Raw genomic sequence first — 20987 nt, 5'->3', positions numbered from 1 at the left:
ATGGCGGCGGCGCTCTTGGCCACCCTGCATCCTGCTGCGGCCTGCACCCGGGCGCTCTATGTGGGCACTGACGGCACCGTGATCACCGGTCGGTCCATGGACTGGGCCGAGGACATGCGCTCCAACCTTTGGGCCTTTCCAAAGGGTATGACGCGGGACGGCGCCGCCGGCCCCACATCGCCGAAATGGGTGTCGAAATACGGCAGCCTCATCGCCGCGGGCTATGACGTGGGCACCGCCGACGGCATGAACGAGGTGGGGCTGGTGGCCAACCTGCTCTATCTGGTGGAATCGGACTATGGCCAGCCGAACGGCAAGCCGCCGCTCTCCATCTCGCTGTGGGCACAATATGCGCTCGATCATTTCGCCACCGTCTCCGAGGCCGTGGACGCGCTCGCCAAAGAGCCGTTCCAGGTGATTGCGCCGACGCTGCCGAACGGGCAGCGGGCGCAACTGCATCTGGCGATTTCCGATGCCTCCGGGGATTCGGCCATCTTCGAATATGTGGGTGGCAAGCTGGTCATCCATCACGGCAAGCAGTTCCAGGTGATGACCAATTCGCCCACCTTCGACCAGCAACTGGCGCTCAACGCATACTGGGAGCAGATCGGCGGCCTCACCTTTTTGCCCGGCACCAATCGGGCGGCGGATCGTTTCGCACGGGCCTCGTTCCTGATCGGGGCCATCCCCAAGGCCACCGACCCCAATTACATCAAGGCCGTGCCGGGGCAGCTCTATGCCAACCAGGCGGTGGCGAGCGTCATGAGCGTCATGCGCAGCGTCAGCGTGCCCTTGGGCATCACCACGCCAGGGCAGCCGAATATCTCCTCCACTTTGTGGCGGACGGTGTCGGACCAGAAGGACAAGGTTTATTTCTTCGATTCCTCCACCAGCCCCAATGCGTTCTGGGTGCCGCTCGGCGATCTGGACCTTAAGGCGGGGGCGCCGGTGAAAAAGCTGACGCTGGAAGGCGGCAAGGTCTATGCGGGCAATGCGGCGAGCCAGTTCCAGGTGGCGCAGGCCTTCGCCTTCCTCCCCGCCAAGCCCTGAGCGTTCAGCGGTAGTCTGGTCTGCATGACGGGCGGCGCCCCGATGCCCGGCATCGGGGCGCACCCGCGAACGGAGCCTCAAAAGGCGCGCGCACGGCTGCAATGCCGCACGATCGGCCTTTCGTTCGCCATCGAGGGGTATTACATGGAGCCCAGACAGACTGGAGACGCGTGTTGAACTGGATTTCCAACGTCGTTCGCCCGAAAATCCGCAATTTCCTGAACCGCAGGGAAGTGCCGGAGAACCTTTGGGTGAAGTGCCCGGAAACCGGGCAAATGGTGTTCCATAAGGATTTGGAAGCCAATCAGTATGTGATCCCCGGCTCCGGCTACCATATGCGCATGAGCGTGCTGGACCGGTTGAAGACCACATTCGACGATGGCGCCTATGAAGAGGTGGCGCTGCCGGAGGTGGTGATCGATCCGTTGAAATTCCGCGACGAGCGCCGCTATGCGGATCGGCTCAAGGATGCCCGCACCAAGACCGGGGCGCAGGATGCGGTGAAGGTGGCGACCGGCCTGCTGGAGGCTCTGCCTGTCACCATTGCGGTCCAGGATTTCGGCTTCATGGGCGGATCCCTCGGCATGGCCGCGGGCGAGGCGGTGGTGACCGGCTTGCAGACTGCGGCCGCGAAAAAATCTCCCTTCATCATGTTCGCGGCCTCCGGCGGCGCGCGCATGCAGGAAGGCATTCTCTCGCTGATGCAGATGCCCCGCACCACGGTGGCGATCCAGGAACTGCGCGAGGCCAAGCAGCCTTATATCGTGGTGCTGACCAACCCGACCACAGGCGGCGTCACCGCCTCCTACGCCATGCTGGGGGATATCCAGATCGCCGAGCCGGGCGCGCTGATCGGCTTTGCCGGCCCGCGGGTGATCGAGCAGACCATCCGCGAGAAACTGCCTGATGGCTTTCAGCGGGCGGAATATCTGTTCGAGCACGGCATGATCGACATGGTGGTCCATCGCCACCAGATGCGCGAGACGCTCGCCCGCATCTGTCGCCTCATGGTGAAGGCGCCCGGCGTGCCGCCGAAGGCGCGGCTGCCGCGCCCCACAGTGGCCGCGTGAGCCTCCGCAACGTTACCAACCATACTGCACGCGCCCCATGGCCGGTCCCGACCCCGTGAGCCCTCCCGACGCCATTCTGGAGCGCCTCTCCGCGCTCCATCCCAAGCGCATCGACCTGTCGCTGGAGCGCATGGAGCGTCTGGTGGCGGCGCTGGGCCATCCCGAGCGGCGCGTGCCGCCGGTGGTCCATGTGGCGGGCACCAATGGCAAGGGATCGACCATCGCCTTTCTGCGCGCAGCGCTGGAGGCGGGGGGGCGGCGGGTGCATGTGTACACCTCGCCCCATCTGGTGCGGTTCAATGAGCGCATCCGGCTGGCCGGGCGGATCGTGAGCGATGCGGCGCTGTCGCAGGCGCTGGATCGGGTGGAGGCCGCCAATGACGGCGCGCCGATCACTTTTTTCGAGATCACCACCGCCGCGGCGCTGCTGCTGTTCGCCGAGGAGCCGGCAGATGTGCTGTTGCTGGAGGTGGGTCTGGGTGGTCGCCTCGACGCCACCAATGTGATCCCCGCGCCCCTGGTGAGCGTGATCACGCCGCTCTCCATCGACCATGTGGAGTTTCTCGGCGATACGCTGGCGGCCATTGCCGGGGAAAAGGCGGGCATCATCAAGGCCGGCGTGCCGGTGGTGGTGGGGCAGCAGCCGGATGAGGCGCTGTCGGTGATCGAACGGGCCGCTGCGCGCAAGCGCGCCCCGGTGTTCGTGCGCGGGCAGCAATGGACCGTGCATGAGGAAGCGGGCCGCCTGGTCTATTCCGACGAGGACGGGCTGCTGGATCTGCCCTTGCCGCGGCTGGTGGGGCCGCACCAGATCGACAATGCCGGCCTTGCGGTGGCGACGCTGCGGGCGGTACCGGTGTTGCGGATGCCTGGTCCGCTGATTGAGCACGGCATCCGTGCCGCCGAGTGGCCCGCGCGGTTGCAGCGCTTGCCGTCCGGGCCGCTGGTGGACCGGGCGCCTGCCGGGGTCGAGGTGTGGCTGGATGGCGGCCACAACGCCGCTGGCGGCGCGGCGCTGGCCCATGCGGTCGCGGCATTGGAGGAGCGCTATTCGCGCCCGCTGGTGCTGGTGGTCGGCATGCTGAACAACAAGGATGTCACCGCCTTCCTGGAACCGTTCGCCGGTCTGGCGCGTGAGGCAATCGCGGTGCCGATTTCCGGCGATCACGCCGGTCTCGCGCCTGAGGATCTTGCGACCGCTGCGGCGGCGTTGGGCTTTTCAGCATCCATGGCCCGGGATGTGGGATCTGCGCTGGACGGCCTGGCTGCCTTTCCGCTGGTGCCACCGCCGCGCGTGTTGATCTGTGGCTCGCTTTATCTGGCCGGGTCCGTGCTGGCGGCGAACGGAACACTGCCCGTCTGAGCGACACAGCATAAACGGCCGCCCGTTCGAGTGGCCGAGATCTCCATCCCCCATACGAAAAAACCCCGCCGAAAATCGGCGGGGTTTGATCAGCGGGCTAAGCGCTTTGCGATACGTCGGGCTCTCTCGACTATCCGTGACCGTGATGGCCCCGCGAGCACGATGTCCGTGACGGCGCAGGCGTGCGTCTCAGGCCGCCTGTTCCGCTTCCATGTCGGGTTCGATTTCGGCCTCGGCTTCCGCCTCGACGTCTTCGGCATCTTCCACCTTGGCGGCACCGCGCTTGGGACCCTTCTGGAGGTTCTGCTCGATCATCTTGACCGATTCCGTCTCGGTGATGTTCTCCACCGCCGACAGTTCCCGGGCCATCCGGTCGAGCGCGGCTTCGTACAGCTGCCGCTCGGAATAGGACTGCTCAGGCTGGGCGTCGGAGCGGTACAGATCGCGGACCACTTCGGAAATGGCGATGAGATCGCCGGAATTGATCTTGGCTTCGTATTCCTGCGCGCGGCGGCTCCACATGGTGCGCTTGACGCGGGCGCGGCCCTTGAGGGTTTCGAGCGCCTTGGCGACCACGGGGGCTTCTGAGAGCTTGCGCATGCCCACGGTGGCGATCTTCGGCACCGGAACGCGCAGCGTCATCTTGTCCTTTTCGAACGAGATCACAAACAGTTCGAGCTTGAAACCGGCCACTTCCTGTTCTTCAATGGAGGTGATACGACCGACCCCGTGCGACGGGTACACGATATGTTCACCCGTCTTGAAACCGAGACGGGCCTGCGTGCTGATCTTCTTCGTCGTCGTCATGCTCTGAACCGCTCCTGACCAGGCCCGGGGGCCGGATCGTGTTGGCGCGCGGAAACCCGTGTCCGGCTCAAACCGGCTTCGGCGCACCTTGTGCTGACAACTTGGGTTGCGGCCGGAACGCCCGACAACCCGCTCTGGCAGTCGAAATCACAATCAATCCTTCGCGCCAAGCCGTACCCCGCGGCTGGACACGCCAATTCTCGCCCCTATGTTCCCGAGAATGCGCAGATGATTTGAGCGCGGGATGGCTGACTGAGACGCAATCGACTGTAACTGCTTGTATAACACAAAAATCGCATGAATCAAAGCGCTGCTCGTTTCGCGGCTGTCAGCCACGCGCAATGCACGCATGCGAATTCCGGTGGGGCCTGCGCTCAAGTGGATCAATAGATATAAACATTTCTTTATATCCTTATTGATGGTTTCCGCTGTCCGTGCTACTGGCCCGCCATGGGTCGCTCGCGTCGCATCGCGCCGACCGCCAGGCCCGACAGGGAGAAGAACATGACCATCGATTATGTGGTGAAAGACATCAATCTCGCCGATTGGGGCCGCAAGGAACTCGATATCGCCGAGACCGAAATGCCGGGCCTGATGGCCACGCGCGCCGAATACGGCGCCGTGCAGCCGCTCAAGGGCGCCCGCATCGCCGGCTCGCTGCACATGACCATTCAGACCGGCGTGCTCATCGAGACGCTGACGGCTCTCGGCGCCGACGTGCGCTGGGCCTCCTGCAACATCTACTCCACCCAGGACCATGCCGCCGCCGCCATCGCGGCCGCCGGCACCCCCGTCTTCGCCGTCAAGGGCGAGACGCTGGAGGAATACTGGGACTACACCCATCGTATCTTCGAGTGGGCCGACGGCGGCGCCCCGAACATGATCCTCGATGACGGCGGCGATGCGACCTTGCTGGTCCATCTGGGCCTGCGCGCGGAAGCCGGCGACACCGCCTTCCTCGAAGGCGCCACCAATGAGGAAGAAGAAGTCCTCTTCGCTGCCATCAAGCGTCGCCTGAAGCACAAGCATGGCTGGTACACCATGCTCGCCAAGTCGATCCGTGGCGTGACCGAAGAGACCACCACGGGCGTGCATCGCCTGTACGAGATGCAGAAGAAGGGCACGCTCCTGTGGCCCGCGATCAACGTCAATGACAGCGTCACCAAGTCCAAGTTCGACAACCTCTATGGTTGCCGCGAGAGCCTGGTGGACGGCATCCGCCGCGGCACCGACGTGATGATGTCTGGCAAGGTCGCCATGGTCGCCGGCTTCGGCGACGTGGGCAAGGGCTCGGCCGCTTCGCTGCGCAATGCCGGCTGCCGCGTGATGGTGTCCGAAGTCGATCCCATCTGCGCCCTGCAGGCGGCGATGGAAGGCTATGAAGTCACCACGATGGAAGACGCCGCCCCGCGCGCCGACATCTTCGTGACCGCAACCGGCAATTTGGACGTGATCACCGTCGATCACATGCGCTCCATGAAGGATCGCGCCATCGTCTGCAACATCGGCCATTTTGACAGTGAAATTCAGGTCGCCGGCCTGAAGAACTTCAAGTGGCACAATGTGAAGCCGCAGGTGGACGAGATCGAGTTCCCCGATAAGAAGCGCATCATTCTTCTGTCGGAAGGCCGTCTGGTCAATCTTGGCAACGCAACGGGCCACCCAAGCTTCGTCATGTCTGCGTCGTTCACCAATCAGACGCTGGCGCAGATCGAGCTTTGGACCAAGCCGGGCCAGTATGACAAGAAGGTCTACACCTTGCCCAAGAAGCTCGACGAAAAGGTCGCCGCGCTTCACCTGGACAAGATCGGCGTGAAGCTGACGAAGCTCTCCGACAAGCAGTCCGAATACATCGGTGTGGCTCAGGAAGGCCCCTTCAAGCCGGAACTGTACCGCTACTGATCCATGCCTGCGCACCCGGCCTCGTGCCGGGTGCGCCCATCAGGCCGGGGGCGGGGCCCGCTTGCTCCGATCCGGCGCATTGTCATGCCTCTCGAACGGAGCTAGGTGTGAGCGGCGGTCGTCCTGCGAGGCGGCCTGTTGCGGGGGGCAGCCTTGAACCGTTTCGACTTGAGATCGGGGCGCCTCAAGCGCAGCCGATGCAGAGAGATAGCCTTGAGCGCTCGCCGTCCGTTCGTCACGTCCCCGTCAAAACCTTAAGCGGCCGGATCTCGAGACATGTCCTTGAGCCTCAGTCGCAGCCGCAAGCTTATCCTGCCGTTCGCGGCCGAGATCGGTGCGCTCGGCGTCGTGTTCGGTGATATTGGCACCAGCCCGCTCTATGCCCTGAAGCAGGGCGTTCTGGCGGTGGGGGGCACCGACTTCCTGCCCTCCGACGTGCTCGGACTTCTGTCCCTGATCACCTGGAGCATCATCCTCTCCATCACCGTGAAATACGTGATGCTGGTGCTGCGGGCGGACAATGACGGTGAAGGCGGCATCCTCGCGCTCGTCACCTTGCTGGATCTGCATCGCAGCGCCCTCGGCCTGCGCTGGTATCTGCTGGGCGCCGGCCTTATCGGCGCGGCCATGCTCATCGGCGACGGCGTCCTGACCCCGGCCATGTCGGTTCTCTCCGCCATCGAGGGCCTCCAGGTCATCTCGCCGGCCCTGAATGCCTGGATCGTGCCGATCACCGTGCTGGTGCTGCTGGGGGTGTTCCTGTCGCAGCGGCTCGGGACGGAGCGCATCGCCAGTTTCTACGGCCCGATCATGATGGTGTGGTTCGGTTCTCTGGCGGTGCTGGGCGTCTATGGCATCGTCCAGGCGCCCGAGGTGCTGGCGGGCCTGGATCCGCGCCTCGGCGTGCGGCTCCTGCTGGACCATACCGCGCTGGCCGGCGTGATTCTCGGCGCCTGCTTCCTGGCCATCACCGGCGGCGAGGCGCTGTATGCGGATCTCGGCCATTTCGGCCGCAGGGTCATCGCTCGCGCCTGGCTGGTCGTGGCGATGCCCGCCCTGCTGCTGAATTATTTCGGCCAGGGCGCGATCCTGCTGCGCGACCCCGCCGCAGTGCGCAATCCCTTCTATGATCTGTGCCCGGATCTGTTCGACCTGCCCATGCTGGTCCTGGCGACGGCGGCCACGGTGATCGCCTCGCAGTCCATCATCACCGGCGTGTTTTCGCTGGCCAAGCAAGCCATCGAACTGGGCTATCTGCCGCCCATGCGCATCCGCTACACCAGCGAGCACAATGAGCAGCACATCTATGTGGGCCGGCTCAACTGGCTTTTGATGATTGCCTGCATTGCCGTGGTGCTCGGCTTCGAGGCGTCGGACCGGCTGGCCTCGGCCTACGGCATCGCCGTGGCCTTCGCCATGGTCACCACCACCATCTTGTTCGTGGCCCAGGTGCATCGGTCCTGGCACTGGCCCAAGCCGGCAGTCTGGGCGCTGGGCATCGGTCTGATGGCGCTCGACCTTTCCTTTGCGACATCGAACCTCACCAAGCTGCATGAGGGCGGCTGGCTGCCGCTGACCATTGCCGGCGTCGTCATCTTCGTCATGGTGAGCTGGCGCCGCGGCCTGGAGGGCGTGGTGGCGCAGCAGGTGCGCTTCACCGAGCCGCTGGACAATTTCATCGCCCGCAAGGAGACGGCGAGCGATGCGGAAAGTCCGCGCACCGCCATCTTCCTGTCGCGGGCGGGCGCGGTGACGCCTGTGGCGCTGTCGCGCATGTCGGACCTGCTGAAGGTGCGGTTCCACCGGGCGGTGATCGTCTCGGTGTGGATTGCGGCCCGCCCGCGGGTGTCGGTGGATGACCGGGTGCGCGTGACCGCCATCGACGGTTCCTTCGTGCGGGTGGACCTGCGCTTCGGCTACATGCAGCAGATCGACGTGCCCTCGGTGCTGGGGCCGGCCTTGAGCGCGCGGGGCCTGGATCCCGACGAGGCGATCTATGTGATCGGCCACGAGCGCATCATTCCGCCCGACGAGGTCACGCGCATGAGCGACGTGGTGGCGCACGTGTTCGCTTTCCTGGCCCGCAATGCGGAGCGCTCGGTGGATCGCTTCGGCCTGCCGCGCAGCCGGACGGTTGAAATCGGCTATCCCGTGAAATTGTGAGCGTTCAGGGCGACGCCACGGGAGCGCCGTCTTGAGGCGTTAAGGCATCAATGCAAGGATGGTGGCGACGTAACGTCAGTCCTTCCGGCCCGTACAGTGCCATCCTTTGGTGGTCACCGTTTCGGGGTATCGACGTACTGGGTATCCCGGAGGCTGTTCGGCCGTCGGCGGGGAAAACGGTGCCTTATGAGCGTTCCATCACGGATTTGGCGTTTCCTGCGCGACAAAGTGGGGCTGCATGGCCTTGGCTTTATCGCCAGCCTTGTGGTGATCGGCATTGCCGGCACCGTGCTCTACCGCATGCTGCACAATCTGAATTTTGCGGACGTGGTCGCGGCGCTGAAGGCCAAGGACCCGCTGCATGTGGCCGCCGCCTTCGTGCTGGTGGCCTGCGCCTATGTGACGTTGACCTTCTATGACTGGTTTGCCCTGCGCACCATCGGCAAGACCGAGATCCCCTATCGCGTGGCGGCGCTGTCCGGCTTCTGTTCTTATTCGGTCGGGCACAATGTGGGCTTCACGGTGTTCACCGGCGGTTCGGTGCGCTATCGCATCTATTCCGCCTGGGGTCTGAATGCCATCGACGTGGCGAAGGTCTGCTTCATCGCCGGCGTCACCTTCTGGCTGGGCAACATCGCCGTGCTCGGCCTGGGTATCCTCATCCATCCGGAAGCGGCGACGGCGGTGGATCAGCTGCCGCCCATGGTCAATCGCCTGCTGGGCGCCGGTGCCCTGGTGGTGCTGGTGGGCTATGTGCTCTGGGTCAGCGCGGCCCCGCGCAAGATCGGTCGCTCCACCTGGTTCGTCACCTTGCCGGCGGGCAAGACCACCCTGCTGCAGATTGGCATCGGCATTCTCGACCTCAGCCTGTGCGCGGCAGCCATGTACATGCTGATGCCTGCCAGCCCCTATATCGATCCCATCGCCCTGGCGGTGATCTTTGTCACGGCCACGCTGCTGGGCTTTGCCAGCCATGCGCCGGGCGGTCTCGGGGTGTTCGATGCGGCGCTGCTGGTCGCGCTGCCGCAGTTCGAGGCCGGCGAGATGGTCGGCGCGCTCCTGGTATTCCGCCTGTTCTATTACATCATCCCGTTTGCCCTGGCGTTGACGTTGCTGGGCGTGCGGGAGATCGGCCTCGGGCGCAAGCGTGCGGCAGCCCTGGTGGCGGGCACCGATGAAGCGCCGGCGGCTCCGCCGTTGGCGCCTGTGGTCGGCGAGGCCGCGGCGGAGCCAAAGCCGAACCGGGTCACCGCCGCCGAATAGGGCCGGGCCGTCGCCCGCTCTTACACGGGGGCCTGGCGCCAGGTGCACCGTCCTGATCCGCCCGTGTTAGCGCGACCGATTGGCGTCGCGTCAGTGTAACCCATACGGCATCGGGACTTGGCCGCCGCTCCCGTGCCGGGACTGCGGGTCAGCGGACCATGCCGCCGGGAATGAGGCTGGGGAGGGCCGCAGCGGACGCGCCCTTGGGAATCTTGATGGTCTGCACCCCGGTGGGCATGACGAACAGATGGGGATCCTGCGGGCCGCGGGTGACCGACGTGGCCTCGTAGATCAACTGCTGCTTGCCCTGGATTTCCACTTCCGTGCGCAGCGAGATGCCGTCCGGCGTGATGCATGCCGTGGTCGGCCCGGCGGAGGCGCTGGTAACCGAGGTCTCCACCTTCCAGATCTCGCAGGGCTCGCCCGCCACCGTTGACCGGCCCATGGGGGTGCCGGAGCCCGTCAGCGCGGCGAAATGATATTCCGGGGGAAGATCGGTCTGCACCGCCATCTTCGGCATGGATGGCACCATCACCACGATCTTGCCCGCCTTCAGATCAATGAGGCCCACCACCATGGCGGGCGAGGCCTTGGGCTGCATCTCCATCCGCATCTTGCCGTTGGAATGGGCGAGATCCAGCGTGCCGCCATCCCGCAGCTTGGCCTTCAGGGCGAAATCGAGGGTGGGCATGGGCAAGGGATCGGCATGAGCGGGGGATTGGCCTGCGATGCCGCTCGCCAGTGCGAGCACCAGAAAAGCGGAGCGAGCGGATGACATGGCAACCCCCTGAACACACGAAGGGTTAGCAATCTAACCCCTTCTGACAGCAAGACGGAACGCCGGCGAACGGTTCCGCGCCGCGGCAATGATCGAAATCCATCGATACACCGAAATGTTGTCTTATTGCTTTCGTCGGACCGATTCACCATGACGGGAATCGCCGCACCATGCGGGTGCTCCCGCACCGTGCGGCTGTCGAGGAAGAAGCCCATGACGGGCCTGAAGCGCCGGGGCCTCCCACGGGCTCCTTCAGAGGTGACCGCCCCTTTGGCGGGGCAGGACGCCTGTTTATGACGACGCCGACAGAAGACGAACCGGGGACCAGGCCCGGCACCGCCGGACGAGCAGCACCCGCGAAGGCGTGGTTTGCGCGCGCCATGGTCTGGCTGTGGCTGGCGGGCCTGCTCACCCTTGCGGGCGCCGCGGCGGACCGGGCCCATCCCCTGGTCGCCATGGGCGTGCTGCTATGTGCCGTGCTTGGCACGCTCTGCGTGCGGCGGGACGATCGCCAGGTTGTCCAGGCACCGGCGCCCGAGCCAGAACCGCCGCAGGCGTCCCGCCCGCCGGTGGAGGCCCCGGTGGCGGCGCTGGTGGCCGCTCTCCCGGAGCCGGCGCTGCTGCTGAGCCCCGATGGGGAGATTTTGGTGGCCAACGAACGGGTGGGTCTGGCCATCGGTGCCGCGCGGGTGGGCGATCCCCTGTCGTTCCTGGTGCGGGTGCCCGAGGTGCTGGCCGCGGTGCGGGCGGCGGCGCAGGACGGCTTTCCCCGTCGGGTGGAATTTGCCGAGCGGGTGCCCCTGGATCGCTGGCTGGAAGCTCATGTGGTGCCACTCCACCTCTATAGCGCCAAGGGACGGGATAGCGGCGTGCGGGGCGCCGCCGATGCCGCCGCGCGCATTCCCGCCCCCGACGCGGTGCTCCTCACCTTTCGCGATCTCACCCAGCAGCGCCGGGTGGAACAGATGCGCGCCGACTTCGTGGCCAACGCCAGCCACGAACTGCGCACGCCGCTCGCCTCGCTCTCCGGCTTCATCGAGACCCTGCTGGGGCCGGCGCGCAACGATGCTCCCGCCCGGGAACGCTTCCTCACCATCATGGGTGCCCAGGCGCGGCGGATGTCGCGGCTGATCGACGATCTGCTGTCGCTCTCGCGCATCGAACTGAACGCGCATGTGCGCCCGGACACGCCGGTGGATCTGGGCGGCATCCTGTCTCACGTCTGCGACACGCTGACCCCGTTGGCCAATGATCGCGGAGTCGTCATCGAACTGACCCGCGAGACCCGCCCGCTGGTCATCCGTGGCGACCGGGATGAACTTATTCGCCTGTTCGAGAATCTGGTGGAGAACGCCCTGAAATACGGCGTCACCGGAAAGCGCGTGGCGGTGGATCTGGCGTGCGAGGCCGGCCCCGCCGGTCCAGTGGCGGTGATCAGCATCCGCGATTTTGGCCCCGGCATCGCCCCCGAGCATCTGCCACGCCTCACCGAGCGCTTCTACCGGGTGGATGTGGCCGCCAGCCGCGACCATGGCGGCACCGGCTTGGGCTTGGCCATTGTGAAGCACATTGTTGCCCGCCATCGCGGCCGTCTGGGGGTCGAAAGTACCCCCGGCGAGGGGGCAAAGTTTACGGTCCGGCTCGATGTTTTTGATGAGGCGGCAAAAAATCAAATTTCGGCAAAGGCTTAGTCTGTCATTCAGGTGTCACGGGTCGGTCATAGAACGGTGCAGCCCAGCCGCTATGTCTTGGCGGTCCAATGGTGCGTCGCGATGGAAACGTCGAGAGGCGGCACCAGATTGGCAATGGAGAGAATCCCGTGAAACTCACCACCGCATTCGGCGCAGCGCTCGCTGTCGCCGGCACACTGTTCGCCGGTAGCGCATCAGCCCTTGATTTCAATGGCGCCGGCGCTTCCTTTCCCGCTCCCGTGTACCAGTCCTGGGGCGCTAAGTTCAAAGAGAAGACCGGCAACGGTCTGAACTACCAGTCGATCGGTTCCGGCGGCGGCCAGAACCAGATCATCAACCGTACGGTTGATTTCGGTGCGTCCGACGCCCCGATGGACAGCGCCAAGCTCGCCTCCGCGAACCTGCTGCAGTTCCCGGCCGTGATCGGTTCGATCGTCGCCACGGTGAATGTGGACGGCATCGCTTCCGACCAGCTCAAGCTGACCGGCCCGGTCCTCGCCGACATCTATCTCGGCAAGATCACCAAGTGGAACGACAAGGCCATCGCCGACCTGAACGCCGGCGTGAAGCTGCCGGACCAGGCCATCGTGCCGGTGTATCGTTCGGACTCGTCCGGCACCTCCTACGTGTTCACCAGCTACCTGGCTGAAGTGAGTCCGGAGTGGAAGTCCAAGGTCGGCGCCGCGACTTCGGTCCAGTGGCCCGCCGGCGCGGGCGCCAAGGGCAACGAAGGCGTTGCCGGCACCGTGAAGAACACCAAGGGCGGCCTCGGCTACGTCGAGTTCGTCTACGCCGCCGCCAACAAGCTGGTGGTGACGCAGCTGCAGAACAAGGCCGGCAAGTTCGTCGCCCCGTCCGTCAAGGCGTTCATGGTTGCGGCCGACGCCGCCGACTGGACCGGCTCGAAGGATTTCGCGGCCTCCATGCTGAACACTGCCGGCGAAACCGCTTGGCCGATCGTGTCCGCCACCTACATCCTGCTGCCGAAGAACCCCACCAACGTGGAAGCTTCGCGCGAAGTGATGAAGTTCTTCGAGTGGTCCTACGGCAAGGACGGCGGCGAGATCGCCGAGAAGCTGCACTACATCCCGCTGCCGGAGTCGGTGGTGGAGCGTGTGAAGGCCGCTTGGAAGGCCGAAGTGAAGGCCCCGGACGGCAAGCCGGTGTTCTGATCGCCCTGAGAGGCGCCGCTCCCCACACGGGAGAGGCGCCTCCGGGCAGCCTGAGGGCGCCGCCGGATCTCGGCGGTGCCCTTCGCGCTGGAGGTCGCGATAACCTCCAATGAATATGCGCGCGGGTGCCAGGGTCGGGACCGCCGGTCCCGACCGGAGCTTAGGGCTTCGGACCTTAGGGCTTCGGACCTTGGGGCTTCGGATCTGCGGCTCCAGCCCTGACCGTCGGTTTATCCAGGGTTCGCGGGTGGCACGGCGCGCCAGTTGAGCAGAAGCGGGCCGGGTTCCGGACGGTGGCGTCGGCGCGAAAATCGCTGCCGAGGCCGGGCTGTGGGAACCCGCGATGAGGCAGACACATGGGATTGGCCGCCCGCGAGGCGCGGCTCACGGAACGAGGGGTGTCGGGGATGGACGCGACGATGGATACGACGGGAGAGGTGGGCCGGATCCCCATCCACAAGGCCAAGAGCGTCGGCGGGGTGTCCGATCCGCTGTTCGTTGCTGCCTTGTGGGCCAGTGGCATCTTCGTCCTGATCCTGCTGGGCCTGATCATCGCGCAGCTGTTCATCGGTGGCTTCCCGGCGCTGCAGGAATTCGGCCTCGACTTCATCTGGACCGCCAGCTGGAATCCGGTGACCGAGAAGTTCGGCGCGCTGGTGATGGTCTATGGCACGCTGCTCAGCGCCATCATCGCCGTGGTGGTGGCCCTGCCGCTGTCGTTCGGCATTGCCTTCTTCCTCACCGAGATCGCGCCCCAAGCCTTGAAGCGTCCCATCGGCGTTGCGGTTCAGCTGCTGGCGGCGGTTCCGTCCATCATTTACGGCATGTGGGGCTTCTTCGTGATCGCCCCCTTGATGGCCCAGTATGTGCAGCCGCCGCTGATCGAGTTCCTCGGGCCGATCCCGCTGCTGGGCGTGCTGTTCCAGGGCCCGCCGCTGGGCTCGGGCATGTTCACCGCCGGCCTGATCCTGGCGGTCATGATCGTCCCCTTCATCACCGCGATGTTCGTGGAGACGCTGGAATCCGTGCCGCCGATGCTCAAGGAATCCGCCTACGGCGTCGGTGCAACGACCTACGAAGTCTATAAGAACGTCTCGGTGCCCTATGGCAGCACGGCCATGGTGGGCGCGGTGATGCTGGGCCTCGGCCGCGCTCTGGGCGAGACCATGGCGGTGACCTTCGTCATCGGCAACGCGACCCGCCTGTCAGCGTCGCTGTTCGCCCCGGGCGCCACCATCGCCTCGACCATCGCCAATGAATTCCCGGAAGCGGCGATCGGATCGCTGAAGCTGACCTCGCTGCTGCAGCTCGGCTTCATCCTGTTCGTCATCTCCTTCATCGTTCTTGCACTGTCCCGGGCGCTGGTGCGCTCGCGGCTCGACTGACCGGGGAAACCGCACATGGCCTCGCTCGCCGCACGCCGGACCAAGGACTACACGATCAAGGCGATTTCCGTCGCCTTCGCCGCCCTCGCCATCTTCCTCCTGGCCTGGATCCTGCTCACTTTGATCGCCAAGGGCCTGCCGGCCCTCGGCCTCAACGTGTTCACCAACATCACCATGCCGCCGGGCCAGAACGGCGGCCTGCTGAACGCCATTGTCGGTTCGCTGATCCAGATCGCCATCGCCCTGGTGATCGGCGGCCCCATCGGCATCTTCGCCGGCACCTTCCTGGCAGAGAATGGCAAGGGCACCCGGATCGGCGCCGCTGCCCGCTTCGTGAACGACATCCTGCTGTCCGCCCCGTCCATCCTGGTGGGGCTGTTCATCTACCAGCTGCTGGTGGTGCCGTTCGGCGGCTTCTCCGGCTGGGCCGGGTCGCTGGCTCTGGCGATCCTGGTGATCCCGGTGATCGTGCGCACCACCGAAGACATGCTGAACCTGGTGCCGGTGGGCCTGCGGGAAGCCGCCTTCGCGCTGGGGGCTCCGCAGTGGAAGGTGGTGATGATGGTCACCTGGCGCGCGGCTCGCGCCGGCATCGTCACCGGCATCCTCTTGGCCATCGCCCGCGCCGCGGGTGAGACCGCGCCGCTGCTGTTCACCTCGCTGGGCAACAATTCCTGGTCGGTGGATCTGAGCAAGCCCATGGCGAGCCTGCCCATTGCCATCTATCAATATGCCGGCAGCCCGTTCGACGACTGGGTGTCGCTGGCCTGGGCGGGAGCCCTGCTGATCACGGTGGGCGTGCTGGTGCTCAACGTGGTGTCGCGGCTCGTGCTGTCGCGGTCACATTGACCGCGTCCCGTGATCTTCCTGGGATGCGCGCTGCGCGCCCGATCGACTTTCGCCCGATTGCCCCCGCCTTGTCGCGGCGGGCGCCCGAGACCGAACGAGGCCTGCCATGAACTCTGCCGTCGATCCGACCTTCAATCTGTCGTCCTCCGTGTCGGCAAAGCCGGGCGCTGTGGAGGCGCCGACCAAGATCAAGGTCAACAATCTCAATTTCTACTACGGGCAGAACCATGCCCTGAAGAGCATCAACTTCCAAATTCCCGAGAAGCGGGTCACCGCCATGATCGGGCCGTCCGGTTGCGGCAAGTCCACGCTGCTGCGGGTATTCAACCGCATGTATGACCTCTACCCCGGCCAGCGCGCCGAGGGCGAGGTGCTGTTCGACGGCGTGAACGTGGTGGGCAAGGAACTGGACTCCACCGTGGTGCGCAGCCGCATCGGCATGGTGTTCCAGAAGCCGACGCCATTCCCCATGTCGATCTATGACAACATCGCCTTCGGCGTGCGCCTGCACGAGCGCATCGGCAAGGCGGCCATGGACGAGCGGGTGGAAAGCTGCCTGCGCAAGGCGGCGATCTGGGAAGAGACCAAGGACCGCCTGCACACCTCGGCACTGGGCATGTCCGGCGGCCAGCAGCAGCGCCTGTGCATCGCTCGTACCATCGCGGTGCGCCCGGAGGTGATCCTGCTGGACGAGCCCACCTCGGCGCTGGATCCCATCTCCACCTCGAAGATCGAAGACCTGATCGACGAGTTGAAGCAGGAATTCACCATTGTCATCGTGACGCACAACATGCAGCAGGCTGCCCGTTGCGCGGATCTCACTGCCTTTTTCTATCTTGGCGAACTGGTGGAAGTCGGAACCTCCGACGTGATCTTCACCAACCCCAAGGAGATCAAGACGCGCGACTACATCACCGGCCGTTTCGGCTGAGCAGCGGGGGACCCCCCTTATGTCCGACCATACCGTTTCGGCCTTCGACGCCGAACTCAAAGAACTCGGCCGCAAGATCGTGGAAATGGGCGGCCAGGCCGAGCGCCTGGTGTCCGATTCCGTCGGCGCCCTGATCCGCCGCGATGGCGTCGCCGCCCAGCGCGTGGTGGTGATGGATGCGGCCATCGACCAGTTGCAGCGTGAGATCGAGGACAAGGCCGTCCTGGTGATCGCCAAGCGCCAGCCGGTGGCCAGCGATCTGCGCGACATCGTCGCCACATTGCGCATCTCCAACGATCTGGAGCGCATCGGCGATCTGGCCAAGAACGTGGGCAAGCGCGTGCTGGCCATCGAGGGCGAATATCACCCTCAGAAGCTGGTGCGCGGCGTGGAGCACATGTCCGACCTGGTGCTCGAGCAACTGAAGGAAGTGCTCGACGCCTATGCGGGCCGCGACCAAGCCAAGGCCCTGGACGTGTGGCGCAAGGACGCCAACGTGGACACCATGTACACGTCCTTGTTCCGCGAATTGCTGACTTACATGATGGAAGATCCGCGCAACATCTCCGTGTGCACGCATCTTTTGTTCTGTGCCAAGAATATTGAGCGCATCGGCGATCATGCGACCAATATTGCTGAAACCGTGTTCTACATGGTGTCCGGGAGCATGATTTCGGACGACCGCCCCAAGGCGGACGTCTCCAGCGAGACGACGGTGTCGTTTCCCACGCGGACCCTTCAGGGGTAATCATTCGTGGCTGCGCGTATTCTGATTATCGAGGATGAGGAACCCCTCACCCTCCTGCTCCGGTACAATCTGGAGTCGGAGGGGTATTTCGTCGAGAACGTGGCCCGCGGCGACGAAGCCGAAACCCGGTTGCGCGAGAGCGTACCGGATCTGGTCATTCTCGATTGGATGCTGCCGGGTCTCTCCGGGATCGAACTGTGTCGGCGCCTGCGCACCAGGCCCGAGACGGAGCGCCTCCCCGTCATCATGCTGACCGCGCGCGGCGAGGAAACCGAGCGCGTGCGGGGGTTGGCCACCGGGGCCGACGATTATGTGGTCAAGCCGTTCTCGGTGCCGGAACTTCTGGCACGGGTGCGGGCGCTGCTGCGCCGGGCCAAGCCCGAGCACGTGGCCACCTTGCTGCGCGCCGGGGACATCGAACTGGACCGGGAGACCCATCGGGTGCACCGGGCCGGTCGCGAGATCCATCTCGGGCCGACCGAATTCCGCCTGCTGGAATTTCTCATGCAGAGCCCCGGCCGGGTGTTCTCCCGCGAGCAATTGCTCGACGGGGTCTGGGGCCAGGACGTCTATATCGACGAGCGCACCGTGGATGTTCACGTCGGGCGCTTGCGCAAGGCCATCAACCGCGGCCGTCAGTCGGACCCCATCCGCACAGTGCGCGGAGCCGGCTACTCGTTCAACGAGATGTTTGCCCGCGCCCATTGAGGCAAAGATGGCCCTGCCGCCGGTGCGCCGGCATCTGGCGGCAGTGGCGCCACCGCGCCGCTGGAACCGCCTCGGCTGCCTGGCGTGGGGATAACGCTCCGACCACGAGATCCTCTGGTGTCAGGATGCTTCTTCCTTTGCGGCATATTCCGCTAAGGTAGCGGCGGAGGAGACCTGACACATGAAGCGATTGTTCGGCATTATCGCGCTTGCCGCTACCGTGTGGGCCAGCGGCGCCGCGGGGCAAGAGACCTATCCCAACCGGCCGATCCGGCTCGTGGTGCCGTTTGCGGCGGGCGGATCGACGGATATCGTCGCCCGCATCATTGCCGCGAAGATGGGCGACATCCTTAAGCAGCCCGTCGTGGTCGACAATCGCGGCGGCGCCGGCGGCAATCTCGGGGCGGCGGCGGTCGCCCGCGCAGCGCCCGATGGCTACACGGTGCTGATGGGCACGGTGGCGACCCACGCCATCAATCCGGCCCTCTACACCAAGATGCCCTATGACCCGGTCAAGGATTTCGCACCCGTCTCTCTGCTGGTGAACGTGCCGAACGTAGTGATCGTGCACCCATCGCTGAACGTGAAGACCACCGCGGAACTGATTGCGCTCTTGAAAGCCAATCCGGACAAATATGACTATGCCTCCTCCGGTGTGGGCACGCCGCTACATCTCTCCGGCGCTCTGTTCGAGAGCATGGCGGGGGTGAAGATGGTGCATGTGCCCTACAAGGGCGCCGGCCCGGCCATGCTGGATCTGGTCGGTGGCCAGGTGAAGATCATGTTCGACAATCTGCCCTCCGCCATCGGCCATATCCGCAAGGGTTCCGTGGTCGGCCTCGCCATCACCACCAAGGAGCGCTCGCCAGCGGCCCCCGACCTGCCCACGGTCTCGGAATCCGGCCTGCCGGGCTATGAGACCTATTCCTGGAATGCCATCTTCGCGCCGGCGGGGACGCCCATGGCGATCATCGACATCCTGGCCAAGGCCGGGGCGCAGGCGGTGGCGGACCCTGAGGTCCAGGCCAAGCTGGCCGACCTCAGCGCCGTCACCGTGGGTAGCACGCCGGACCAACTGGCTGCCCATGTGAAATCCGAACTGGCGAAATGGGGGCCGGTGGTGAAGGCTTCCGGGGCGTCCATCTCCGAGTGACCGCATTGGCCTGCCGGGCGCTTGGTCCGGCAGGCCCTCCCGCACCAAGGGGCGGCCGCGACGGGCGTAGTGCTTTCCCGCGCGCCCGAGTGACATCTTGGTTAGGGCGTGAGCGCCGGACGCATCGATCCGGCCCTTGCTGCGGCAGGCGGCACCGCATTTCGTGCATGGCAGCCCTGCGACTACACCGCTCGTGGCAACCAGCGGAGGACGAAGCATGCGATCCGATCAGCTATCCTTGCGGCGCCCGGCCTGCCTCGGCCGGCCGGTTGTGGCAATCGCTCTCGCCTGTCTGGCCATGGCAGGCCCAACATCCGGTGCGAAGGCGCGCCCCGCCACCACCGCCATGACCTGCGCCGCCGCGGCGGCGCTGGTGGCGCGCAGCGGCGGCATCGTCCTCGACACCTCCGCCACCACCTTTGACCGCTACGTGTCCGATCGCCGCTTCTGCATGCCCGACGAAGCGACAAGGCCCGCCTTTGAGCCCACCCGGGACAACCCGCAGTGCTTCATCGGCTACACCTGCTTCGAGCCCGAGCGCGACCGCTGGCGGTGGTAACGTCCGCGTGGGTGCGCCGCTGTGCCGCCCTCCGGTTGTTCCGGGTGCGCCGATTTGGGGGTAAGGTCCGCCCGCCGCGTGCCGGTATGACCCGCACGCACGCCAGGATCGTCCGGGAGAATTCCATGTGGAAGTTTGCGCGCCATGCGGGCGCGGCGCTGGCGGCCTCGGCCGCATTCCTGCCTCTGGCGGCCATGGCCCTGCCGGCGAGCCCGCAGATGACCTGTAGTCAGGCCGCCACCCTGGTGCGCACCGGCGGCGCCGTGGTGCTGTCCACCAGCGCGACCACCTATGACCGCTTTGTGATCAGCCGGCAGTTCTGCCCAGCGGACCAGACACTCGATCCCGCCTGGGTGCCGACCCGCAATAATCCGCAGTGCTTTGTGGGCTATACCTGCTTCGATCCGACCCGCGACCGGCGCTGACCGGCCAGCAGAATTGTCCAGGCGGCATCCGCCGTCCGGTGACGGGCGCGGCGCCGGCAATCCACGGCGCTGCAGGCGCGCAGAACAGCAATGTCATTTTGAGCGTGTTCCGGCCAAGCCGGGACGGTGGAGCAGGGGCTGCGTTGCACCGTCGTCGATCTGCAACATCCAGACCGTAGGCTGTCGGCTTGAAGTGGTGGCCCGACCTCCCGGTGGCCGCGTGCGGCTGAGACCGGGATGACGGAACAACACGTCGGCATGACCGCGGCGAGTGCCGCGGGGTTGCCGTATCTTCACCTCGCAGAGCGCCGGCGACTTTGACCTCTGAAACCGCAAAATCAGGTCGTCCCGGCGATCCGCGTGATGCCTCAGATCCGCGCCACGCGCCGATCACGCCGGCGATCCTGCACCGGCTGGTAGGCCATGCGGGCGTGCTGGGTGCAGTAAGGCAACCCGGACACGCTGCGCCCGCCGCAGAAGTAGAAGGACTCCGTGCCGGGCTCGCCGAGCGGCCAACGGCAGGTGGATTCCGTGAGGTTCATGATGGTGCAGCGCTGGCCGATGGCCAGAACATTGTTGGACTGCTGTGGCGCGGGTGCGGGCGCAGGAGCGCTCTCCACCATGGCGTCGAGAGCAGGGGCGAGCGCGGTATTGCCGTGCGTCGCCGGCCTGTTAGGGGCCTGGGGCCGTTGGGCCGGGGTCTCCGGGCGCGCGGTCTTGCGCGGACGGGCGGCCACTGCGGGGGACTTCGCCCGCCCAGACAGTCCAAGACGGTGGACTTTACCGATCACCGCATTGCGGGTGATGCCGCCGAGCTCTCCAGCAATCTGGCTGGCGGACAAACCCTCGCCCCAGAGCTTCTTCAAGAGTTCGACGCGCTCGTCGTTCCAGCTCATCGCTCTCCTCCTTGGCTGCCTCATCGCAATCCCCGGCCGCACCCGAAACGCGCGAACCGCGCGCGGGATATGGG

At 65.6% G+C, this 20987-nt stretch carries 19 protein-coding genes; 16 read left to right on the top strand and 3 right to left on the bottom strand.

Annotation, left to right across the window (positions count from 1 at the left end):
• The 3 genes from AAG816_RS08300 to AAG816_RS08290 all read left to right on the top strand — a co-directional run bounded on the left by AAG816_RS08300 (position 1) and on the right by AAG816_RS08290 (position 3483).
• Positions 1–1050: a linear amide C-N hydrolase gene (locus AAG816_RS08300; RefSeq protein WP_341989128.1), complete on the top strand. Its 1050-nt coding sequence runs from the start codon at positions 1–3 to the stop codon at positions 1048–1050.
• Between the two features lie 173 nt (positions 1051–1223).
• Positions 1224–2120 carry an acetyl-CoA carboxylase, carboxyltransferase subunit beta gene (accD, locus tag AAG816_RS08295; protein WP_341989127.1) on the top strand — a complete coding sequence of 299 codons (897 nt, stop codon included), beginning with the start codon at positions 1224–1226 and terminating at the stop codon, positions 2118–2120.
• A gap of 37 nt (positions 2121–2157) precedes the next feature.
• Positions 2158–3483 carry a folylpolyglutamate synthase/dihydrofolate synthase family protein gene (locus AAG816_RS08290; RefSeq protein WP_341989126.1) on the top strand — a complete coding sequence of 442 codons (1326 nt, stop codon included), beginning with the start codon at positions 2158–2160 and terminating at the stop codon, positions 3481–3483.
• A gap of 189 nt (positions 3484–3672) precedes the next feature.
• Here AAG816_RS08290 and AAG816_RS08285 read toward each other — a convergent pair whose 3' ends face one another.
• Positions 3673–4290: a CarD family transcriptional regulator gene (locus AAG816_RS08285; protein WP_341989125.1), complete on the bottom strand. Its 618-nt coding sequence runs from the start codon at positions 4288–4290 to the stop codon at positions 3673–3675.
• Positions 4291–4794: 504 nt separating this feature from the next.
• Here AAG816_RS08285 and ahcY point away from each other — a divergent pair.
• The 3 genes from ahcY to AAG816_RS08270 all read left to right on the top strand — a co-directional run bounded on the left by ahcY (position 4795) and on the right by AAG816_RS08270 (position 9618).
• A complete protein-coding gene (gene ahcY, locus AAG816_RS08280; RefSeq protein ID WP_341989124.1) occupies positions 4795–6192 on the top strand; it encodes an adenosylhomocysteinase in 1398 nt (465 codons plus the stop codon).
• Positions 6193–6468: 276 nt separating this feature from the next.
• Positions 6469–8355, top strand: a complete 1887-nt coding sequence (locus AAG816_RS08275) for a KUP/HAK/KT family potassium transporter (RefSeq protein WP_341989123.1) — start codon at positions 6469–6471, stop codon at positions 8353–8355.
• Between the two features lie 186 nt (positions 8356–8541).
• Positions 8542–9618, top strand: a complete 1077-nt coding sequence (locus AAG816_RS08270; RefSeq protein WP_341989122.1) for a UPF0104 family protein — start codon at positions 8542–8544, stop codon at positions 9616–9618.
• Positions 9619–9766: 148 nt separating this feature from the next.
• On the opposite strand, the gene AAG816_RS08265 is transcribed toward AAG816_RS08270, so the two are convergent.
• Complete coding sequence (locus AAG816_RS08265) at positions 9767–10396, bottom strand: hypothetical protein (RefSeq protein WP_341989121.1); 630 nt, start codon at positions 10394–10396, stop codon at positions 9767–9769.
• Between the two features lie 293 nt (positions 10397–10689).
• Between AAG816_RS08265 and AAG816_RS08260 the strand changes: the two genes are divergently transcribed.
• The 10 genes from AAG816_RS08260 (at position 10690) to AAG816_RS08215 (ending at position 20017) form a co-directional block, all read left to right on the top strand.
• Complete coding sequence (locus AAG816_RS08260) at positions 10690–12087, top strand: ATP-binding protein (RefSeq protein WP_341989120.1); 1398 nt, start codon at positions 10690–10692, stop codon at positions 12085–12087.
• 128 nt (positions 12088–12215) lie between these two features.
• On the top strand, positions 12216–13259 hold the full coding sequence (gene pstS / locus AAG816_RS08255; protein ID WP_341989119.1) for a phosphate ABC transporter substrate-binding protein PstS: 1044 nt from the start codon (positions 12216–12218) through the stop codon (positions 13257–13259).
• A gap of 356 nt (positions 13260–13615) precedes the next feature.
• A complete protein-coding gene (gene pstC, locus AAG816_RS08250) occupies positions 13616–14644 on the top strand; it encodes a phosphate ABC transporter permease subunit PstC (protein ID WP_341989118.1) in 1029 nt (342 codons plus the stop codon).
• A gap of 15 nt (positions 14645–14659) precedes the next feature.
• Positions 14660–15493 carry a phosphate ABC transporter permease PstA gene (pstA, locus tag AAG816_RS08245; protein ID WP_341989117.1) on the top strand — a complete coding sequence of 278 codons (834 nt, stop codon included), beginning with the start codon at positions 14660–14662 and terminating at the stop codon, positions 15491–15493.
• A 106-nt stretch (positions 15494–15599) separates the two neighbouring features.
• Positions 15600–16424: a phosphate ABC transporter ATP-binding protein PstB gene (pstB, locus tag AAG816_RS08240; protein ID WP_341989116.1), complete on the top strand. Its 825-nt coding sequence runs from the start codon at positions 15600–15602 to the stop codon at positions 16422–16424.
• Between the two features lie 19 nt (positions 16425–16443).
• Positions 16444–17172, top strand: coding sequence for a phosphate signaling complex protein PhoU (gene phoU, locus AAG816_RS08235; RefSeq protein WP_341989115.1), 729 nt, complete (start codon positions 16444–16446; stop codon positions 17170–17172).
• 6 nt (positions 17173–17178) lie between these two features.
• Positions 17179–17880, top strand: coding sequence for a phosphate regulon transcriptional regulator PhoB (phoB, locus tag AAG816_RS08230; protein WP_341989114.1), 702 nt, complete (start codon positions 17179–17181; stop codon positions 17878–17880).
• 181 nt (positions 17881–18061) lie between these two features.
• Entirely contained in the window at positions 18062–19033 is a 972-nt protein-coding gene (locus tag AAG816_RS08225) for a tripartite tricarboxylate transporter substrate binding protein (RefSeq protein WP_341989113.1), read from the top strand.
• Between the two features lie 298 nt (positions 19034–19331).
• On the top strand, positions 19332–19592 hold the full coding sequence (locus tag AAG816_RS08220) for a hypothetical protein (protein ID WP_341989112.1): 261 nt from the start codon (positions 19332–19334) through the stop codon (positions 19590–19592).
• Between the two features lie 125 nt (positions 19593–19717).
• Positions 19718–20017, top strand: a complete 300-nt coding sequence (locus tag AAG816_RS08215) for a hypothetical protein (RefSeq protein WP_341989111.1) — start codon at positions 19718–19720, stop codon at positions 20015–20017.
• A 368-nt stretch (positions 20018–20385) separates the two neighbouring features.
• Here AAG816_RS08215 and AAG816_RS08210 read toward each other — a convergent pair whose 3' ends face one another.
• Complete coding sequence (locus tag AAG816_RS08210) at positions 20386–20913, bottom strand: GcrA family cell cycle regulator (RefSeq protein WP_341989110.1); 528 nt, start codon at positions 20911–20913, stop codon at positions 20386–20388.
• Positions 20914–20987: the final 74 nt, after the last annotated feature.

Source organism: Azorhizobium sp. AG788, assembly GCF_943371865.1.
Classification (GTDB): domain Bacteria; phylum Pseudomonadota; class Alphaproteobacteria; order Rhizobiales; family Xanthobacteraceae; genus Azorhizobium.
Note: the sequence above shows the minus strand (reverse complement) of the source record. Positions and strands in the feature narration are given on the sequence as shown.